Genomic DNA, 17,631 nt, shown 5'->3' with positions numbered 1-17,631 from the left:
TTTCCAATTTTGAATTTATCAGTTTGCTGTCATCTCTGAGATTTTCAGGTCAGTACCTTTCAGATCACTACCTTTATATTCAGGCTCCTTCGTTACTGGATGGTTTCAAGTAACCAGTCCGGTGCGTCTCTGTCTTTCCTGTCAAGCAGGGTATTTCCTATGCGCTCCACCAGTCGTGCAGCTCCGGCGTACCCCATTATCGGGAAGTAGTGCAGGTTTGCCCGGTCCATTATCGGGAATCCTACCCTTACAAGGGGCACATCCTCTGCCCTTGATATGAATTTCCCGTATGTGTTGCCGATGAGGAGGTCCACGGGCTTTCGCTTGATGATCTGGTGGAGCATGAAGAGGTCCCCTCCCGAGATAATATCGGCTTCCGGGTACTCGGAACCTGTGAGTCCTTCTACTTCTTTTTCGAATTCAGAGTTCTGGGTGCCGGTAAGCACCACACCCGGTTCCATGCCCATTTCCATCACAAGGCTCGTAAGCCCTGAAATTATGTCCGGGTCCCCATAGATGGCAACCTTTTTCCCATGGTAATGAGGGTGAGCATCGGTCATCATATCTACAAGCCTGCCGCGTTCATCCTCGAGTTCCGGAGGGATCGCCACATTGGCAAGTTTTGCTGCGTTCATTACGAAGCGGTCGGTGTTCCTTATCCCTATAGGGGTAGGCCCTATTTTTGCCGGAACCTTAAACTTGCTTTCCAGGATTTTTGCTGCTGATCCTCCTGCCATCCTGCAGAGGGCTATGGTCCCTGCAGAATTTGCGGAATCCTCTATATCTCCGATCGGAGTCCCTCCTTTCGGGTACATCCCCGGCTCTCCGGTAAGGGGAGCATCAAAAACATCGGTTGTGTCCGGGAAGACGATGTTCGGAATTCCCATGATTGAGAGTATGCGCTTTATTTCCCGGATATCTCCGGGTTCCACGAAGCCGGGGATAAGGTTGAGTTTTCCGTTCGGCTTGGTTTTTCTGGCAAAGGTGGTCACAAAGGACTTTACCATATTGTCATAGCCGGTTATGTGAGTGCCCACGTAACTTGGAGTGGAAGCCGCACAGATCTTGATTGATGGGTCTATGAGTTCTTCAGCCCTTACGTCTTCAATGATAACTCCCACGTCGTCTCCTATGGTTTCTGCCACGCAGGTTGTATGGATGGCAATTACTTCAGGTCTATAGATTGCAGTCAGATTTCCAAGGGCTTCCTTGAGGTTTGCTGCGCCTCCGAAAACTGCGGTACCTTCTGAGAAACTGCTGGTAGTTGCGACAGGGTTCTCGCGGTAGTGTCTGCTCAGGCACATACGCAGGTACGAAAGGCAGCCCTGTGAACCGTGGCTGTGAGGCATGCAGTTGTGCACACCAAGAGCCGCATATACCGCACCTATTGGCTGGCAGATCTTTGCAGGATTGATGGTTACTGCTTCTCTGGTTATCTCTTCACATGGGGTATAGTCTAACATTTTTCGTCCCTCCTTATTCTTCTCCTTCTCCTTTCCAGGGCGGGCGTATGAACCTCCAGGTGGGGCTGTGCATAGCCATGTCTATGTCCCTTGCGAAATTTACAACTCCGGAAAAACCGGTATAGCGTCCGCTGTAGTCATAGGAATGGATCTGCCTTGAAGGGATCCCGTGCTTTTGAGCCCAGTACTTATCCTTGATCCCTGAGCAGAAAATGTCAGGTTTAAGGGTTTTCAGGAGGGCTTCGGTTTCGTGGTGGTTGAGGTCATCTATAACAATGGTCCCATCTTTCATTTCCGGGAAGAGCCCTTCATAGTCCATGAGACCGATTTTCTTTTTCAGCTCCTCAATCCTTTCAGGACTGACTGCCGGTTTGACATTTTCATCCTTTTCGTAGTGTATATCTTCAAGGATCGAACCAAGGGCTTTTTCCTGCATGTGGGGAATGACCTGCCTGCCCTCGTAGTCGTCCCTGTGGGCAAACTGGTAGCCTGCAACAACCACTTTCATACCGAGTTCTTCAAAGAGGTTCGTGTAGTGATGGCTTCTTGAACCTCCTGCATAGATAAAGGCGGTTTTTCCCTGGAGCTTCTTTCTGTATTTCTCTATCTCGTCTCTGTACTTTGCAGTTTCTTCGGCAATGATTTCTCCGGTTTTTCTGGTGATTTCAGGGTCGTCAAAGAACTCTGCCATTTTCTTGAGTGACTTCTCAGTAGCTTTTGTACCTATGTAATTGACCTTCAGCCAGGGAATCCCGTATTTCTCTTCCATCATGCGGTTTGTGTAGTTGATGGAGCGGTGGCAGAGCAGGATGCTTAGCTTTGCTCTATGGGCCTGTGCAAGTTTATGGAATGACCCGTCTCCGGTAAAGGTTGAGACAATTCTGTACCCTATTTTTTCAAGGATCGGCTTAATTTCCCAGAGGTCTCCTCCGATATTGTATTCTCCGAATATATTGATGTCAAACGGGGTGGGGTTTTTAATATCCTCGGTCCCGATAAGGTTCTCCATCAGGGCGTTGCTCGCAATATGATGTCCGGCTGACTGGCTGACTCCCCTATACCCTTCACATCGGGCAGGAATTACTTTTATACCGTGTTCTTTTTCAGCTTCCCTTGCAACTGCTTCGATGTCGTCTCCTATAAGCCCGACAGGACAGGTTGCGCAGATGGTAACTGCTTCGGGATTGAAGATTTTTACAACTTCGTCAATGGCTTTCTTTAGCTTTTTTTCTCCTCCAAAGACAATATCGGTCTCCTTCATGTCCGTGCATACGCAGTAATTCATGTAGTTGTCTTCGCCCTCTTCTGCCTTTGCAAAGTTTCGCCTGGTCCCCCAGGTGAAAAATGCGCAGCCTATGGGCCCGTGGACGATATGCACCATGTCTTTGATCGGCCCGAAAACCACACCTTTGGTGCCAGCAAAAGCACATCCGCGGTTTGTAAGGATTCCGGGAATTACCTTATCGTCGGCTTCAATGTGCTGTTCGGTGGAACAGTCCCTGACAACGATGTGTTTTCTCCTGTTTCTTGCAGCCTTTTCCGGGAGCGCTTTCATCATATTTTCAACAAGCTGCTGTTTGTCTCCAATATCAGAGTTAATTTCCGCTCCCATATCACACCATCTCCTTATTCACGGTTGCTTCTCCGCTTTCTCCGGTCCTTATACGGTATGCTTCGCTGATACTTGATACGAATATTTTTCCGTCTCCCGGATGTCCGGTCTGGTTTACCTCTATAATTTTCCGAACCACTTCGTTTACATTTTCATCATCCACCACAATGGTGAACATGCGTTTTGGAATGAAGTGAATACAGGTCTCTGCTTCCTTTTCAGGTTCTGGCAGAGGCGGGTTAAATTCAAAGCAGAGCCCTTTCTGTTTTCCGCGACCCATCACCCTTCTCACGGTAAAGGAGGGAAAGCCGCATTCAAGGAGCACATCCTTGGTTTTCTGGACTCTGTTCATCCTGATTATTGCCGTAATCTCTTTCACGGAATTTTCCTCCGAAAATCCGGCTCAAAGTCCGGGCTTTCCAGTCCTTATGGTGTAGGCTTCTTCAACCGGGTTTACGAATATCCTTCCGTCTCCGTACTTTCCGGTCCTGGCTGCCTCCATTATGGTCTGTACAACTCTGTCCCTGTGTTCATCTTCGACAACCATCATGAGCATGGTCTTCTGCAGTTCGTCGTAGTGCACGTCTGCAATATGGATCCCTTTCTGCTTGCCCCGCCCGAAGACTTCCATTTTTGTAAGGGAAATGCAGCCTTCTTTTTCAAGGCTCTCGACAACCTTTGACTCCATTCCCGGCCTTATGATTGCACGTATCATTTGCATCGTTCTCATCTCCTCTATCTCTCTTCAACAGTCACTCATATTTAGAGCTCAACAATTCCGAATTCCACCATCATGGCTTCTAACTCTTCCATTGGGAGCGGAGTCGGGACCACAAGCTTGGTGTTGTTCTGGACGTTATTGGCAAGGGTCAGGTATTCGTGTGCCTGATTGGATTCGGGATCAAAGTCAATTACAGTCTTTCTGTTGATCTCTGCCCTCTGGACGATGTTATCCCTGGGTACGAAGTGGATTAACTGGCTTCCAAGTTTCTTTGCGAATGCTTCAAGGAGTTCGCGTTCTCCGTCCACATTTCTGCTGTTACAGATAATGCCTCCGAGACGTGCTCCTCCTTTGGCGAATTTTGCAAGTCCTTTACAGATGTTGTTTGCTGCGTAAATGGCCATCAGCTCTCCACTGGCCACAATGTAAATTTCCTTGGCTTTTCCTTCGCGGATAGGCATGGCAAAGCCCCCGCACACGACGTCACCAAGCACGTCGTAGAATACATAGTCAAGGTCTTCAGTGTAGGCTCCCAGGTTTTCGAGCAGCCCTATGGAAGTAATAATGCCCCTGCCTGCACATCCTACACCGGGCTCGGGCCCTCCTGATTCCACACATTTAATATCCCCAAAACCAGGCTGTACAACGACGTCAAGGTTTACTCCTTCGTCTCCTTCACTTCTGAGTGTATCAAGCACGGTTTTCTGGTTCAGGCCGCCAAGCAGCATTCTGGTAGAGTCTGCTTTGGGGTCACATCCCACAAGGAGAATTTTGTTTCCCATAGTCGCAAGGGCTGCAGTAAGATTCTGCGTGGTAGTGGATTTTCCTATACCGCCCTTTCCGTAGATTGCTATTTGTCTCATGTCTTACCTTGCTCCTCGTTTTATTTCTTTACCGGAAGCCGGTAACCGTTGTACCATCTAATATTATTTAAATTTTTCTACAAAATGAAAACTTCCTTTTGTTTTAGTTTTTGTTTCCGGTTTTCAGGAAAGGTTTAATAAACAATTCTTAAGTAAATTGCAGAGGCAAAATAAACAACAGGAAGACCCTTTCATGATCCCGGAAACCTCTTATGACATCGTGGTGGTGGGCGCAGGCCCTGCAGGTTCCACTGCCGCATTATATGCTGCAAAGAAAGGAGCCTCTGTACTTCTCCTTGACAAAAAAAGGGAAATCGGAAGCCCTATCCAGTGTGCGGGTTTTCTCCCGGATGCTTCGGAGGTTAAGGCTCTTTTGCCTGAGGCTGACCTGCCAGGGGCACTGAAAAACTATCCTGATTCCTGTGTGCTGCAGCCGATTAAGACCCAGCGCATCATTCCTCCAAACTGCAGTGCAAAAGAATTTGCTGTGAAGGGGACGGTCCTTGACCGCCGCAGGTATGACCAGTTCCTCGCCGGGCAGGCAGCAGAGGCAGGTGCTGAACTTATGGTAAAAACGCGAGTTACAAAAATACAGGGCACAACTGTTGAGACTTCAGGGCTTTTCGGAAAACACACGATCAGGGCAAAAGCGATCATCGGAGCTGACGGTCCCAACTCCCTTGTCGCAAAATCCAGGGGCCTTATTATGAAACCAGAAGCAAAGGAGACCTCTGTCGGTATTGAATACCAGGTCAGGAACGTTGATATTGACCCGGATGCCCTAGAGATGTATTTCGGAAAAGATTATGTTCCCGGCGGGTATGCATGGGTTTTTCCTGAGGGAAAGGACAGGGCAAATGTAGGAATCGGAATCCGGAGTTGCATGGCTGAGAAAGGGGTTTCTGCAAAAGAGTACCTGCACCGTTTTATAAAGAAACACCCTGTGGCAGGCCCAAAGCTGAAAAACGCCGTTATAATGAATGTCATTGCAGGCATTATCCCTGTTAACGGAGCTCCTGCAAATACCGCAACAGCAGATTCCCTGGTCGTCGGGGACGCAGCCGGGCATATCATCGCAACGAACGGTGGTGGAATTCCTCCTGCCATGATAGCTGGAAAAATTGCAGGGGAAACTGCAGCCGAATTTGCAGCCGGGAAATGCGATCTTGAAGAGTATGACAGGCGATGGAGAGCTCAATTCGGGCAGGCGCTTGAAACTTCGGTACAGGCAAGGCAGATAATGGACGGCATAATGAAATCCGATGCCCTCATGAATGCGGCTTTCAGGTTTATTTCCCCGGAGCAGATGAAGGTCATGCAGTGCGGAAAACTCCCAGGACCTGTAAAGCTCGGGCTTCAAGCCCTCAGCCGCGGGAAAAAATAAATTTACAGGTTGGAAGTCGGGAAATACTCCTGTTCAATCTGTTTTCCTGACTTTTTTATTCATCACTGGTTTTATTCATTACTGGTTTTATTCATTATTAATTTTATTTTCGTTTTCTTCTTCTTTTATCGTTTCTTTCTTTTATTTTCGTTTCTTCTCCTCTTTTTGTTCCTTTCTTCTTTTTGCATATATTTTTTGTCCTGCTTTATCTGCCTTCAGCCGGACTTTCTGCCGCCTTTATTTTCCTTAATTCAGTTTCAGCATCCTCTTTATTGTACTTTGCTTCCAGATAATTTGGTCTTATCTCAAGAGCTTTGTTAAACGAGGTAATGGCTTCTTCATACCTTTTGAGAACCACAAATTCAAGCCCTCTGAGGTTCCAGGCTCCTGCAAAGTCAGGTTTTAATGCCAGTACCTTGTCAAAATACTCTATTTTTTTCTCAGGATCGGTTTCTGCTGTTGCAAGCCCGTACCATTCCTCTACGGTCTTTCCCTCTATCTTCTTTTTAAACAGTTTGTCCAGAAACGCCAATAACATCACTTCCCATTAAATATACGCCGGGTCTATAGAAATAAGTAGTGATGCCCGCTTCTCTCACTGGCCGAAAAGAAAGTTTCTACTCAGATTGCGATATGGAATAAAAAACCGGAAGACATATCGGAGAGATGAAAACAGAATTCCAGAATAAAACCCCGTAATTGACAGTGTAACATAAGTTCTGTAAAATCACAAATCTCAAGAAGTTATTGAGTAGAAAATTCCACATCAGAAGATCAATTTCCCGATAATACACAAAAACTTAACTTCAAATTTACAGCAAATTCGCGACACTGCCTCTTAATTTATATCTATAACTAACTAACTAACTATATAAAAAACAAGTAAATAAATAATCAAAAAAATAAATTAAAAAAAGAAAGTTTGCCTGCTTATATTGAAAGCAGGGCACTTTCGTTATACACGCTCTCAAAGTCTGAACTTATTACCAGTTTAGTAATGTTGTCAAGGGTAGTTACGTTGTAAGCCACTCCACGCTCGCTTGCGTTCGTCTGGTAAGCCGTGATTTTTTCGTTCACTACCGGCTCCGGATTAAGATAGATTGTGGTCTGAACGTAACTTCCGTCATCCAGTTTTTTGAGGTCTCTGTAATACTGTTCGGCAGGGGCATCTGAGGAGTTTGTCTTTTTGACCACTTCCTGGTAGATGCTTCCTTCAAGGTCTGCCTGGCTCAAAATCTGGTCATATTCTGCAGTTGATGTTTCGTTTCCTTCAATGACATTTATAACGCCAGCTACAGTATCAATAGGACCTATTATTGCCGGGCTTCCAACAACGTTCCAGATGTTGTAAGTGCCGTTTGTACGGTCGAGGATCTGATATCCTTCATACGGCATTGCCTTTGTGTCCACAGGCATGCTGATCCTTTGTTCAGGAATCTGGTGCAGCTCAAAGCCGCTCTCATTTCCGTAATTTGCACCGTATCTTTTCGTCACATCAGCACCGTAAGAGAAAGAAACATTCATAGTCTGTCTGTTTCCAAAAACGGATTCAAGTGGAGTTCCTTCGGTTTTTTGAAGGTCCACGTACACTGCATTTGTCACTCCTTCAGGAGACATTTCCAGTCCGTCAGCGATCGAACTGAAATCGTGCTGGACATGTTTGCCCGGAACCTGTGAGAAAGGAACTGTGATAAGTTCGCCACCGGTTTCCGAAGTGGGGGCTTCGTCCTCATTACTATTATTTGAAGTTCCCGAGAAAAGTATCATAAAGGCAGAAAGAAACATTGTTGCTGCCAGGAAGATAGCCAGATATTTCTGGTTTTTTGTTGCTGGATCCTTTCGTTTCATAAATGAAACCTCATAACATAAGATAAATTCTTCTGAATGTATAAAACACACATGTTATCTAAATCTATTGTATTCGCACTTATATTACTATTCTATTATAAAAATAATTTTACCCTAACTTTTGAAAAAAAGAATTCGGGATAAAAAAGTCTTTCTGAGATAATTGAGGTTTTATCTCCTTATCTCAATTCTGGAATGTTCTGCCCTTTTCAGTCAAGGGTCAGGATCTTGAGCATATTCGTACCTCCGGGTTTTCCGGAAGCAGGGCCCTGGGTAAAAATCACGAGATCTTTACTTTTCGCAAATCCCAATTCTTTTGTTCTTTCCGTTGTCTCTTTTTCCCAGCTTTCAATAGATTCGTTTACGGCAACAGGATAAACCCCGTAAGACAGGGAAAGGAACCTGCAGGTCTTAGGAACGCGGCTGAAAGCCAGAATCCAGGGGTCAGGATTAAAGCGCGAAATCCTGCGGGGAGTCGCTCCGCTCCTTGTCGGGGTAAGTACGGCTGCAACAGGCAGTTTCTGCAGGGCTTCATAAACCTGTAAGGTGATTACCTCATCCACTGACATCTCCCTGGCAGTTATGGATTTGATCATTGTGTCAAGCCCCCATTTAGTCCGGGAGCGCCAGTTTTCAGTGGTCTTTGCAATCTTTGCCATCATCTCGACAGCTTCCACGGGGTAGTTTCCGACTGCTGTTTCTTCCGAGAGCATAACAGCATCCGTGCCGTCAAGGATAGCGTTTGCAACATCCGTGGCTTCGGCACGCGTGGGTCTTATATTATCTGTCATGGAAGCCAGCATATGGGTTGCAGTAATCACAGGAATTCCAAGGAGTTTTGCCCTCTGGATAAGTTCTTTCTGGACTGAAGGGACTTCCTGGATAGGAATTTCAACTCCCAGGTCTCCCCTTGCAACCATAAGGGCATCGGTCTCGTCAAGGATTTCTCTTATATTTTCTACAGCCTGCCTGCGTTCTATTTTTGATACTATATTTACCTGCTTTCCTCTGGAAGCGGCAAAATTTCTTACTTTTCGGATATCTTCTGCATTTTCTACAAAAGAGATGCTGAAAGTGTCAATGTCCTCTTCAAGGGCAAATTCCAGGATCCTGAAATCTTTTTCAGTCACAGCGTCAAGAAAGATCTTTGCCCCTGGAAGGTTCAGCCCTTTGTGCGAATAAAGCTCTCCTCCGATAAGGACTTCACAGAGAACGTCTTTTCCTGTAACCTCCTTGCAGAGGAGCTGTATGAACCCGTCACTGAGGTAGATAAGGCTCCCAGGGGTTACGCTTTCCGGAAGCTGTTTGTAACTGACAGGGATTCTCTCTTCGTTTCCCGGAGTGTCGTCAATTGTAAGGGTTATCAGGTTCCCTTTATGGAGCATAACAGGCTCTTTTTCGAGTTTGCCTATGCGTATTTTCGGGCCAGGCAGGTCTGCAAGGATTGCAATTGTCCTGCCAAGTTCATCTGCAACCTTACGGATAATTCGGACAACCCTTGAGTGGCTCTCAAAGTCTCCGTGAGAAAAATTTATCCTTGCCACGTTCATGCCCGCAAGCATAAGCTTCCTTATCATCTCTTCAGAAGAAGAGGCAGGTCCTATTGTACAGACGATCTTTGTTTTATGATCCGGGATTTCCATGGTTACACAGCCTCAAATTTTTCTGGATTTATCCCTTTTTGAAAAATTTGGAATTTATTTCATGCGCTTTCAGAAAAATCCTGCCCAGGCCCTTCTGGTACAGTTTATTCTCCACTGTAAATCCTGAGGGCATCTTCAACGCTTGCATCTTCGACAGTTATGGCATAAACAGCATTGCACATGCGGACAGCTTCACCCAGTGGCTTCTGGTGGATATTTCTACCGGTTGCATTCCCCTGGGCTCCGGAGATGTGTATCTGGTCATGGAGTTTTTTGAGGAAAGCTTCTGCTTCATCGCTTGAGCCGCCGGCGCAAACTACTTTTGTACGCCCGGCTGCTTTGACTGCTTCCTTGAAGATCTCGGCAGACTTTTCTCCTTCCTTCTTGGGATAATTGACCTTTACAAAGTCCGACCCAAGGCAGGCTCCTACTCCAGTTGCTCCTGCAATCAGATGCGGGTCCTTTTCATCTTTTACGGCAGCTCCGCGCGGATAGATCCAGAGTACAGACAGCATCCCGTGCTGGTGGGCATCATAAACTACCTGGGCAGCCTGAACAAGCATCTCGGCTTCAAATTCGCTCCCAAGGTAGATTGTATAGCCGACACCATGGATGTTAAGCCCGCTGTTCTCTCTAAACTCGGCTACCTGGTCAATGTCATACCAGAGGTTGCTGAATGGGTCCGCCTGTGCGGTTTCAACAAGATGTGTCTTGGAGTTTACCTTTACAAGATAGGGAATATCCTTATAGTCCATGCCGTAGCGGGCAATAAGCCCGAGCTGGGTAGCGAAAACCCCTATTTTTGACTGAGCTGCAATCCTGAAAAGGTGTTCAGGGTCAGCGTCATCTTCAGGGACTTCCGGTCCAAAAAAGTCATCGTTCAGGTGTTCTACTTTCTGGTCCCCGGCAAAAAGCATCAGCCTTCCGCTCTCTTTTGTTATTTCCATGTAGTTTTTTATGTAAGTTTCGCGCATTGCTTTCGGGACATCTAAAGGTACGATTACGTCTTCTTTTTTAATTGGAGCCATGTTCATAAACCTCAGTTTTATTAAATAGCAGTCAATAGGATGTAAGTAGTAGTGTCAGAACGGTTCAGTTAGAAGGTAGGTTCAGTTAGAAGGTAGGTAGTAATATTGGAAGTAATTTATTTACTTTATTCTTCTCTACTATATTTATTAATTCTTCCAGTTCGAAATGGAACATAAATTCAGGAGTTTTCCCCTGTTCAAAACTTCCTGATATCTCCCGAACCCTTGCTGCCAGTAAAAAACTATTCGATTCTCGATTATTAAGCGTTTCGGAAATTTAAATCCTCGTTCAATTGAGAGTGTAAAATAGCTACGAAATATAAATCGAAAATAGCAAGCAGAATATAACTCAAAAATAGTAAACAGTTAATGGCTGAAGAAATGAAAATCAAAAAGTAAGCCATATTATGAATCAAAAACTGAATATCCGGCAAACGAATAATTCTTACAAAAAAGCAGTGAATTTTACGCCGCTTGCAGGGCTCGAACCTACGACATTCTGGTTAACAGCCAGACACTCTACCAACTGAGTTAAAGCGGCTTTATGATTGGAATGTTATTCCATTTTGATTTTTACCCTTAACCTTCTCATAAAAGAGATTCCTGGGATATAAATTTTATGGGTTTTATGGGCCTGACCGGATTTGAACCGGTGACCGCTCGGTTATGAGCCGAGCGCTCTAACCTGACTGAGCTACAGGCCCTCTTTGTAATATGATGTTCAATAGTTTTAAGTACGCTTTAATAATAAACTTTTTGCAAGTGTTTTATTTTCTGGAAAAAATCGCTGTAACCTGTGCAAAAGATTTACGCCGCTTGCAGGGCTCGAACCTACGACATTCTGGTTAACAGCCAGACACTCTACCAACTGAGTTAAAGCGGCTTGCAGGATAGGGTTTATCAGTTATTGCTTACCCTGTCGCGAACATTCCTAAAGCGACAATTGTATTTATATATTTCGCTTGAAACTCTTTCCACGGGCAGCTTTGTATCTTTAATACAGGGTTTTATAATATATTTCTTTATCATCCCCTCCAAAGCAACTTTTTAATTCACAATATCCTGCCCTTCCGGATCAACTTCATTAAATCTCATTAATATACAATTCTTAACCCTCAAACCATTACTTTTGTTCTGCTTTCCGGCTTCTTATCAATCCCCTGCGGCTGGTCTCCGGTTAAAAACCGATTTTACCTTATCTCCTCTAACTGATAACTGCCAGCAGATAATCACGCGGTTAGTATTTCCGGTAATGGATTTGATACCATTCAACTATCATTTTTTATTCGATTAAAATTTGGTCTGATACTTATTCAACTAACCCTGCTATTACACTGGCTCTTTTTTTCTATTTGTTTCTGCTATTTTTATAATGGGGGTTTAATTGATGGAATCCTTTTTCCTTCTAATTGCTTATAAAACTGCCTATTTTCTGGCTAAAACTTATATCCTTTCAAGAATAATATATTTGGTATTTGATGTAAAATTCGTACAGCGAGCGGACATGTCCAATTTTAAGCAATATACCTATCAGCTTAAAATGCCTTATCTGAGGCTTTGTCCGGGGGAATTCGATTCGTTTAAGCATGAAAGTCCAAAAAGGCTTTTAAATTGTTTATTAAAGGGTTTGATGCCATCGGTGTTCTCTGCACAGTCAGGTATTCTATATTAGGTCGTCAGGGCATGTTACAGGAGAATCCTGCTGTATTCGAGGACTTCTGGCTTACAGATCCACAACTCTAAAAATGAAAATTCAAGGGGGTTTATTAACGAAACATCTAAAAATATGTCCAAAATGTCATGCCAAGTTGAAAATGAGCGCTGACGGTAAGACCCAGTATTGCAGTATTTGCAAGTACTGGACAAAAATAGGTACTGCAAGGCTCGATTCAATTATGATTTACGAATGAGGAGTTCCAATGGAAATATCTGTTAATCATAAATTTTGCAGTGAATGTGAGTCCAGGCTAAAACGCCAGGTAATAGGTTCTAACGTCTTCTACTACTGCCGGAATTGTGGGCGTGTGAGTTCGGAAGCATGTTTTGGGGGAGTTAACATGCTCCAGGTCCAGAAACCACTGCCTTCCCACAGAGTATCTTCTGCAGCTAGCCTTAAACTTTCTGAAGATGCCCGGAAAGCTATAGTAGAATCCTAACCTGGAAAATAAATTAATTAGAATCCAAGAATCTGAAAAAAATTACTTTTTTTAAACTGAGCCTGAAAAGGCTCCTGATTTTCTCTTTTTTAACCCTGAATTTTTTTGTTTTTATTCTTTTATCTATGATTTCCTGTATATAAGCAAAAAAATTCAACTGGCTTCTATATAAAAAAATATAAATTTTGTAAAATTTACTTTTTAAGCAGTTTTTTCTTCAATGCCCCGCTTTGAGCAGTTTGCAGACATTTTCCACTTCTGTCCTGAACTGGTCCTGAGTAATACCGAAAAGCCCTGCAAGGTACATGGCTCCGCCTGCACCAGCACCTTCTTTTATAGTGCCGGTCTCATACCTGTGAAGCCCTTTCATGCTTGACTTGCCAAATCCGGGGTCTGCAACATAAACTACAGGCACGCCAAGATTTGTGGTCAGCTGAATGAAATTTGCGGATTTATCTTCCACAACATAGCGGGTAGTTGCAATTGCAATTTTTTCCGTATTTAAGCCCAGATGTTTGATGAGGGCGTAAACAGCTGCCATCTGAGTTCCGCCGGCAAGGACAACGCTGATATCTGTGTCCTGAAATCCCGCAACAAGCCCTGCAACCGCAGGCATCATGGGGTCTCCCATGCAGGCAATAGCTTTCATGGGGTCGTCTTTAAGGCAGCCAAATGTAAGGCCTGAAGCTTTCATCCCCTCTTCAACAACCTGTTTTTTAAGCTCAAGAGGGTTTTCATCTGCGCTGCTGCTGACATTCCCATTATATCCGAGCGCCATTAAAACTCCCATTGCCGTTGTTGTACCTCCGGGAATGCTTTCCCCGATCACCACATGGTCTGCCTGATTTTTGAGCCGCTTTGCAAGGAGCTTCGCCCTTTCGTATATGCCCTGCACATCCATTACTGCAACAGGCTCTCTTATGTCTTCTCCGGGCTTTGCTTTCAGGTCGATGCACGGGACATCCGGAGTCACTATCAAGCCCGAATTTATAAAATGGTAGGGAGCGTCCGTAAGCTTCAGCGCCGAACGGGTCATAATTGCAGGGGTAGGCGTGTCATAAGGAGGAGTCATGGGAAGCACCGGTACACTGATAATGTTTCCTGTTTCCATAAGTTCCGCATCCCCTGCAGGCGTGTAGTCTGTAAGTTCAGCTGTTTTTCCTGCTGCCGAGAGTTTTGGAATATGTGCTGTCTTTGTGCTGGAAAGTACGCACAAAAACATCGGTTTTTTGGGTTTTTCTGTTACTTCCGGTTCTATCCAGGCCATTCATATCTCCTCTATGAAATTTTGAAGATAAGTTTTTAGAAATTTTCGATACATTTTTTCCGGGATTCTATACAGCCCTCAGATTTAATACGAAACATCAAGGCAAATACGAAGCATCAAGGTAAATACGAAACATCAAGGTAAATTAGTGTATATTTTCCCGGAGTCTACTGAAGAATTCTTCTACTTAGTATTTAATATTTATCTGCGATCAATTATATTTTAATTATATTCAACTTAATTTTACTTTATTTTGCCTCATTTCCGTGCTCAGAAGATTTGCATTTGCGCAGTTTGTACTAAAGATCAATTGACTAAATGTGTAAAATGTTTCTAATGAATATATAAGACATTGAAAATAGTCATAAGAACACAAAAAATTCCTACTTTTATTCTCCAATCTGCCCCAATCCGCAGGTTCAGGTAGATCCTGACAGAATGAAAACGGAAATAAAAAAAGCAGAAAACACCCGGAAGATGTTTTCTGGATACAGATCTTAGACTTTCCAGACTTCAGATCTGGACTTTTCAGATTTTGTCCCGTGTCTTAGAAGAGCTTTTACAGGTCTTAATAAGTCCTTGCAACGTAAACGCGAGTTTCGGTTTCCTCTCCGCAGGCAGGGCATTTTTCTTTTCCTTTGCTTCTCGGGGTCAGGGGAATTCCCAGGATTCCTGCTCCTATACGGTCTTCCATTGCAAGCCCGCATTCCCTCTTGCCGCACCAGGGGATTGTTGCAACTCCTTCCTGGATCTTTTCCTTTACCTCGTCAAGATCGACACAGTCAAATATGCGGCTTTCAAGTTCAGACCCGGCTTTCTCGTAAAGGCTTTTCTGGATTGCTTCAAACTTCAGGCGAACCCCGGCTTCTATCTCGGGTAGAGTTATCTGGTCTTTTTCTCCTGTGTCTCTCCTGACTGCAACCGCAACATTATTTTGCAGGTCGCGAGGTCCAATTTCAAGCCTGAGAGGGACTCCTTTCATTTCCCATTTGTAATATTTTGCTCCCGGGCGCAGGTCACTTGCATCGATCTCTACTCTAATTCCTGCTTTCTTCAGGCGTTCCTGGACATCTTTGCAGGCTGTGAGAACCTCTTCTGCTCCTTTCTTGAAGATGATGGGGATAATGACTACCTGGACAGGTGCTATTTCCGGGGGAAGGACGAGCCCCTTGTCGTCTCCATGAATGGAGATTGTGGCTGCAATAGACCTCTCTGAAATCCCGTAACAGGTCTGGTGGGCATAGCGTTGTTCGCCGTCAGGAGCCTCGTATTTTATATCAAAGGTCTTTGCAAAGTTGTCGCCCAGGTGGTGGACAGTCCCTATCTGAAGGGTCTTCCCGTCAGGCATAACAGCATCAAGAGCATCGGTATAGTCCGCTCCGGGGAACTTGTCCCAGTCAGGTCTCCTTGAACGCAGCACAGGGACTGCCAGCCTGCGGTATATCTCAGTGTAAAGCCTGATAGCTTCCTTTACCTGAGATTCTGCATCTTCCCAGGTGGCATGTACGGTGTGGGCTTCTTTGAAGGAAGTGATCTCCCTGAGCCTGATAAGAGGCCGGGTATGCTTCGTCTCATAGCGGAAGGTGTTAACTATCTGATATAGCTTCAGCGGGAAGTCAGCGTGCGACCTGACCCATTTTTTATACATCGGATATATGGCAGTCTCACTTGTTGGGCGGAGAGCCAGTGGTATGTCAAGAGGGTCTTTTCCTCCATGTGTGACCCAGTAAACTTCGTTCTCAAAGCCTTTGATGTGCTCGGCTTCCTTCATGAACTCGTTTTCGGGAATAAGTAGAGGAAAAAGTGTTTCCTGATGTCCACTGTTGTCAAGGATTTCCCTTATGATACCGTAGGTATTCCTCCTGATGGCAAAGCCGAACGGGTACCATACGTAAAGCCCTTTTACAGGATAGCGGACGTCCATTATTTCTGCCATCCACAGGAGTTCATTGTACCAGTCGCTGAATGTCTCTTTTGGAGGAAGTGCTGCTTCTTTTTCGCTTTCTGCCATACCTTCACCATATTATTGTGATTTCAGTTAGTTCTTATGATAAATCGAATATGAAATGCTTTAACCAAATATTCTACCATGAAGTGCTTTAATCAAGTATGCTGCCGCTGTCTATTATCCTATAATGAGACGTCTTATAATGAGGCGCTGGTGAATATAATCGCATTTTATTATTTAATATATCTGGGTTGGAGACTGCAGATTTTGCAGGCGGTTGTACTATTAATTCCCCGAAATCCGGCACTTCCCTTTCAATCAGTTGCCTGAACCTGAAATCCTTTTGAAGGGTTTCAGGGTTTTACACATCTGATGTACTCGCAGCGCCCGGTTTCAACAGGAAACCTGTACAGCCCCTGGCATGCTTGCATTTATGAGGCAAAAGTAAATAACTATAATGGGGGATTTCGCCCCCTGAATCTTGGCCGGGCTGTTAAAAATTCGGAAAAAAGAATTAATCTCCTCCGAGGGGCTTGACATTGTCCGAAATATCATGCGCAAGTTCGGATTTGTCAACATCGAAAACTATCATGCCGGTATTCAGCTTCTCTGCTTCTTCTTTTGAGAGTTTGGAAGCTACAGCCTTTTTAGAAATTATTGCGCTGTTCCCGAGAGGGTCTTCAATGATGACCGTGATTGCCCTCCTGCCTTCAATCACTTCATTGAGCATGCACAGGAGTTCCTGGCTTCGGGCAAATTTCTCTTCATCTTCCCGTACCCATCTGCTTGCTGTCATAAGGACGTTCTGAACCCTCTGAAGCACACCCTCAATATTCGTTATATAAGAATCAGAAACCGTGCCTGGCTCGACAACTATTCCCATCTCAGGAATTCGGATCGTTCCTGAGGTTGAACGGATGACTCTTGCATCGAGGTCTTCAGGGCTCTCAACTGACAGCTCATAACGCATGGGCTCTTTGCTGGAGAGGATCATAGTGTCTGCAAAGCGAAAACTGCAGGGGCATTTTGCACTTACGTACATGATCTCCCCGAAATACGGAATATTATCTCTCTGCCATGTCATTATAAGCTCTTTCTGACACAGGGGGCAGGAGATCCTGGTCTCAAAGCTTTCATCCTTAAAACATTTATGACTCAATATTTTCCACCAATGATCTTTGATCTGTCGATTTTAATGCCGGTAGGAGTTACGATTACGGTGTTTCCTTTAACACCTGCGATATCTCCGTGGACATCAACAACAACGTCTTTAAGCTCCTTTAAAACCCTGTCCCTTAACAGGTCATCGCCTCTGATGTTTGAGATGTCAACCATGAGAATATTACCATTATAAATTTCCTGCTTAAGTGCAGATACCTGGTTAATGCTTGAGATTTCTGCAATTTTTACGTAAGTTTCTGCCGGTTCTTCCTCCAGAACCTCTTCATATTTGCTGAGATCGATTTCAGTATAGTCTTCGGCACTGGTCGAACTCTTTACATTGCCGCCAAGGATTTTGTCTATAAGTTTTGCCATCTATGCACGCCTTTTGTATTTTTTTAAATTTAGATAGTATCTGTCCTATATTGGGATCTATATTAATTAATTTTGCTATTATAAAGCTACACTGGTTCCCGACCTGTATTCGGAGATTCTTTCAGTTTTATGAAGAAGGATTTTTTCCAGGGGGAATGCTTT

At 44.5% G+C, this 17,631-nt stretch carries 15 protein-coding genes and 3 tRNA genes; 2 read left to right on the top strand and 16 right to left on the bottom strand.

The genetic code is table 11. The features are described from left to right. Positions 1-92: 92 nt before the first annotated feature. Genes nifK through nifH form a run of 5 tightly spaced genes read right to left on the bottom strand, consistent with a single transcriptional unit; the run spans position 93 to position 4,659 of the window. Positions 93-1,463, bottom strand: coding sequence for a nitrogenase molybdenum-iron protein subunit beta (gene nifK, locus M886_RS00785; RefSeq protein WP_048050481.1), 1,371 nt, complete (start codon positions 1,461-1,463; stop codon positions 93-95). 13 nt (positions 1,464-1,476) lie between these two features. Then, the gene (nifD, locus tag M886_RS00780; RefSeq protein WP_048050480.1) at positions 1,477-3,075 is read right to left on the bottom strand and encodes a nitrogenase molybdenum-iron protein alpha chain; all 1,599 of its coding nucleotides are present in this window, start codon (positions 3,073-3,075) and stop codon (positions 1,477-1,479) included. Between the two features lies 1 nt (position 3,076). Beyond that, positions 3,077-3,454: a P-II family nitrogen regulator gene (locus M886_RS00775; protein WP_015411305.1), complete on the bottom strand. Its 378-nt coding sequence runs from the start codon at positions 3,452-3,454 to the stop codon at positions 3,077-3,079. Between the two features lie 24 nt (positions 3,455-3,478). Further along, complete coding sequence (locus M886_RS00770; RefSeq protein WP_048050479.1) at positions 3,479-3,796, bottom strand: P-II family nitrogen regulator; 318 nt, start codon at positions 3,794-3,796, stop codon at positions 3,479-3,481. Between the two features lie 41 nt (positions 3,797-3,837). Further along, the gene (nifH, locus tag M886_RS00765) at positions 3,838-4,659 is read right to left on the bottom strand and encodes a nitrogenase iron protein (RefSeq protein WP_048050478.1); all 822 of its coding nucleotides are present in this window, start codon (positions 4,657-4,659) and stop codon (positions 3,838-3,840) included. Between the two features lie 193 nt (positions 4,660-4,852). Between nifH and M886_RS00760 the strand changes: the two genes are divergently transcribed. Beyond that, positions 4,853-6,043 (top strand): geranylgeranyl reductase family protein, encoded by a 1,191-nt coding sequence (locus M886_RS00760; protein WP_048050477.1) that lies wholly within the window; start codon positions 4,853-4,855, stop codon positions 6,041-6,043. 205 nt (positions 6,044-6,248) lie between these two features. Here the strand turns inward: M886_RS00760 and M886_RS00755 are convergent, their stop codons facing one another. The 7 genes from M886_RS00755 to M886_RS00725 all read right to left on the bottom strand — a co-directional run bounded on the left by M886_RS00755 (position 6,249) and on the right by M886_RS00725 (position 11,445). Further along, positions 6,249-6,581, bottom strand: coding sequence for a tetratricopeptide repeat protein (locus tag M886_RS00755; protein WP_155395174.1), 333 nt, complete (start codon positions 6,579-6,581; stop codon positions 6,249-6,251). Positions 6,582-6,973: 392 nt separating this feature from the next. Continuing rightward, positions 6,974-7,891 (bottom strand): hypothetical protein, encoded by a 918-nt coding sequence (locus M886_RS00750; RefSeq protein ID WP_048037034.1) that lies wholly within the window; start codon positions 7,889-7,891, stop codon positions 6,974-6,976. A 209-nt stretch (positions 7,892-8,100) separates the two neighbouring features. After that, positions 8,101-9,534 carry a pyruvate kinase gene (gene pyk / locus M886_RS00745; RefSeq protein WP_048037026.1) on the bottom strand — a complete coding sequence of 478 codons (1,434 nt, stop codon included), beginning with the start codon at positions 9,532-9,534 and terminating at the stop codon, positions 8,101-8,103. Between the two features lie 104 nt (positions 9,535-9,638). Continuing rightward, positions 9,639-10,562: an aldolase gene (locus M886_RS00740; protein WP_084685024.1), complete on the bottom strand. Its 924-nt coding sequence runs from the start codon at positions 10,560-10,562 to the stop codon at positions 9,639-9,641. Between the two features lie 468 nt (positions 10,563-11,030). Then, a tRNA-Asn gene (locus M886_RS00735) sits at positions 11,031-11,103 on the bottom strand. Between the two features lie 88 nt (positions 11,104-11,191). Next, positions 11,192-11,266, bottom strand: a tRNA-Ile gene (locus M886_RS00730). 106 nt (positions 11,267-11,372) lie between these two features. Then, positions 11,373-11,445: transfer RNA gene (locus M886_RS00725), tRNA-Asn, on the bottom strand. 1,036 nt (positions 11,446-12,481) lie between these two features. Between M886_RS00725 and M886_RS00715 the strand changes: the two genes are divergently transcribed. Continuing rightward, complete coding sequence (locus M886_RS00715) at positions 12,482-12,718, top strand: hypothetical protein (protein WP_048039732.1); 237 nt, start codon at positions 12,482-12,484, stop codon at positions 12,716-12,718. A gap of 217 nt (positions 12,719-12,935) precedes the next feature. On the opposite strand, the gene cobT is transcribed toward M886_RS00715, so the two are convergent. From cobT to M886_RS00695, 4 genes are all read right to left on the bottom strand, one after another. Continuing rightward, positions 12,936-13,985 carry a nicotinate mononucleotide-dependent phosphoribosyltransferase CobT gene (gene cobT, locus M886_RS00710; RefSeq protein ID WP_048037601.1) on the bottom strand — a complete coding sequence of 350 codons (1,050 nt, stop codon included), beginning with the start codon at positions 13,983-13,985 and terminating at the stop codon, positions 12,936-12,938. A 568-nt stretch (positions 13,986-14,553) separates the two neighbouring features. Beyond that, positions 14,554-15,996, bottom strand: coding sequence for a proline--tRNA ligase (gene proS / locus M886_RS00705; protein WP_048039737.1), 1,443 nt, complete (start codon positions 15,994-15,996; stop codon positions 14,554-14,556). Positions 15,997-16,447: 451 nt separating this feature from the next. Next, positions 16,448-17,092, bottom strand: a complete 645-nt coding sequence (locus M886_RS00700; protein ID WP_011032657.1) for a ZPR1 zinc finger domain-containing protein — start codon at positions 17,090-17,092, stop codon at positions 16,448-16,450. After that, positions 17,089-17,469, bottom strand: coding sequence for a cell division protein SepF (locus M886_RS00695; RefSeq protein WP_048039740.1), 381 nt, complete (start codon positions 17,467-17,469; stop codon positions 17,089-17,091). The genes M886_RS00700 and M886_RS00695 overlap by 4 nt, the downstream gene beginning before the upstream one ends. Positions 17,470-17,631 lie beyond the last annotated feature (162 nt).

This window comes from Methanosarcina soligelidi, from assembly GCF_000744315.1.
GTDB lineage: Archaea > Halobacteriota > Methanosarcinia > Methanosarcinales > Methanosarcinaceae > Methanosarcina > Methanosarcina mazei.
This window is presented reverse-complemented; position numbering and strand designations above follow the sequence as displayed.

Bases quoted from the DNA above. Each gene is read 5' to 3' on its own strand.
- nifK (WP_048050481.1), bottom strand. From the start codon at position 1,463: ATGTTAGACTATACCCCATGTGAAGAGATAACCAGAGAAGCAGTAACC.
- nifD (WP_048050480.1), bottom strand. From the start codon at position 3,075: ATGGGAGCGGAAATTAACTCTGATATTGGAGACAAACAGCAGCTTGTT.
- M886_RS00770 (WP_048050479.1), bottom strand. From the start codon at position 3,796: ATGCAAATGATACGTGCAATCATAAGGCCGGGAATGGAGTCAAAGGTT.
- nifH (WP_048050478.1), bottom strand. From the start codon at position 4,659: ATGAGACAAATAGCAATCTACGGAAAGGGCGGTATAGGAAAATCCACT.
- M886_RS00760 (WP_048050477.1), top strand. From the start codon at position 4,853: ATGATCCCGGAAACCTCTTATGACATCGTGGTGGTGGGCGCAGGCCCT.
- M886_RS00755 (WP_155395174.1), bottom strand. From the start codon at position 6,581: ATGTTATTGGCGTTTCTGGACAAACTGTTTAAAAAGAAGATAGAGGGA.
- M886_RS00750 (WP_048037034.1), bottom strand. From the start codon at position 7,891: ATGAAACGAAAGGATCCAGCAACAAAAAACCAGAAATATCTGGCTATC.
- pyk (WP_048037026.1), bottom strand. From the start codon at position 9,534: ATGGAAATCCCGGATCATAAAACAAAGATCGTCTGTACAATAGGACCT.
- M886_RS00740 (WP_084685024.1), bottom strand. From the start codon at position 10,562: ATGGCTCCAATTAAAAAAGAAGACGTAATCGTACCTTTAGATGTCCCG.
- M886_RS00715 (WP_048039732.1), top strand. From the start codon at position 12,482: ATGGAAATATCTGTTAATCATAAATTTTGCAGTGAATGTGAGTCCAGG.
- cobT (WP_048037601.1), bottom strand. From the start codon at position 13,985: ATGGCCTGGATAGAACCGGAAGTAACAGAAAAACCCAAAAAACCGATG.
- proS (WP_048039737.1), bottom strand. From the start codon at position 15,996: ATGGCAGAAAGCGAAAAAGAAGCAGCACTTCCTCCAAAAGAGACATTC.
- M886_RS00695 (WP_048039740.1), bottom strand. From the start codon at position 17,469: ATGGCAAAACTTATAGACAAAATCCTTGGCGGCAATGTAAAGAGTTCG.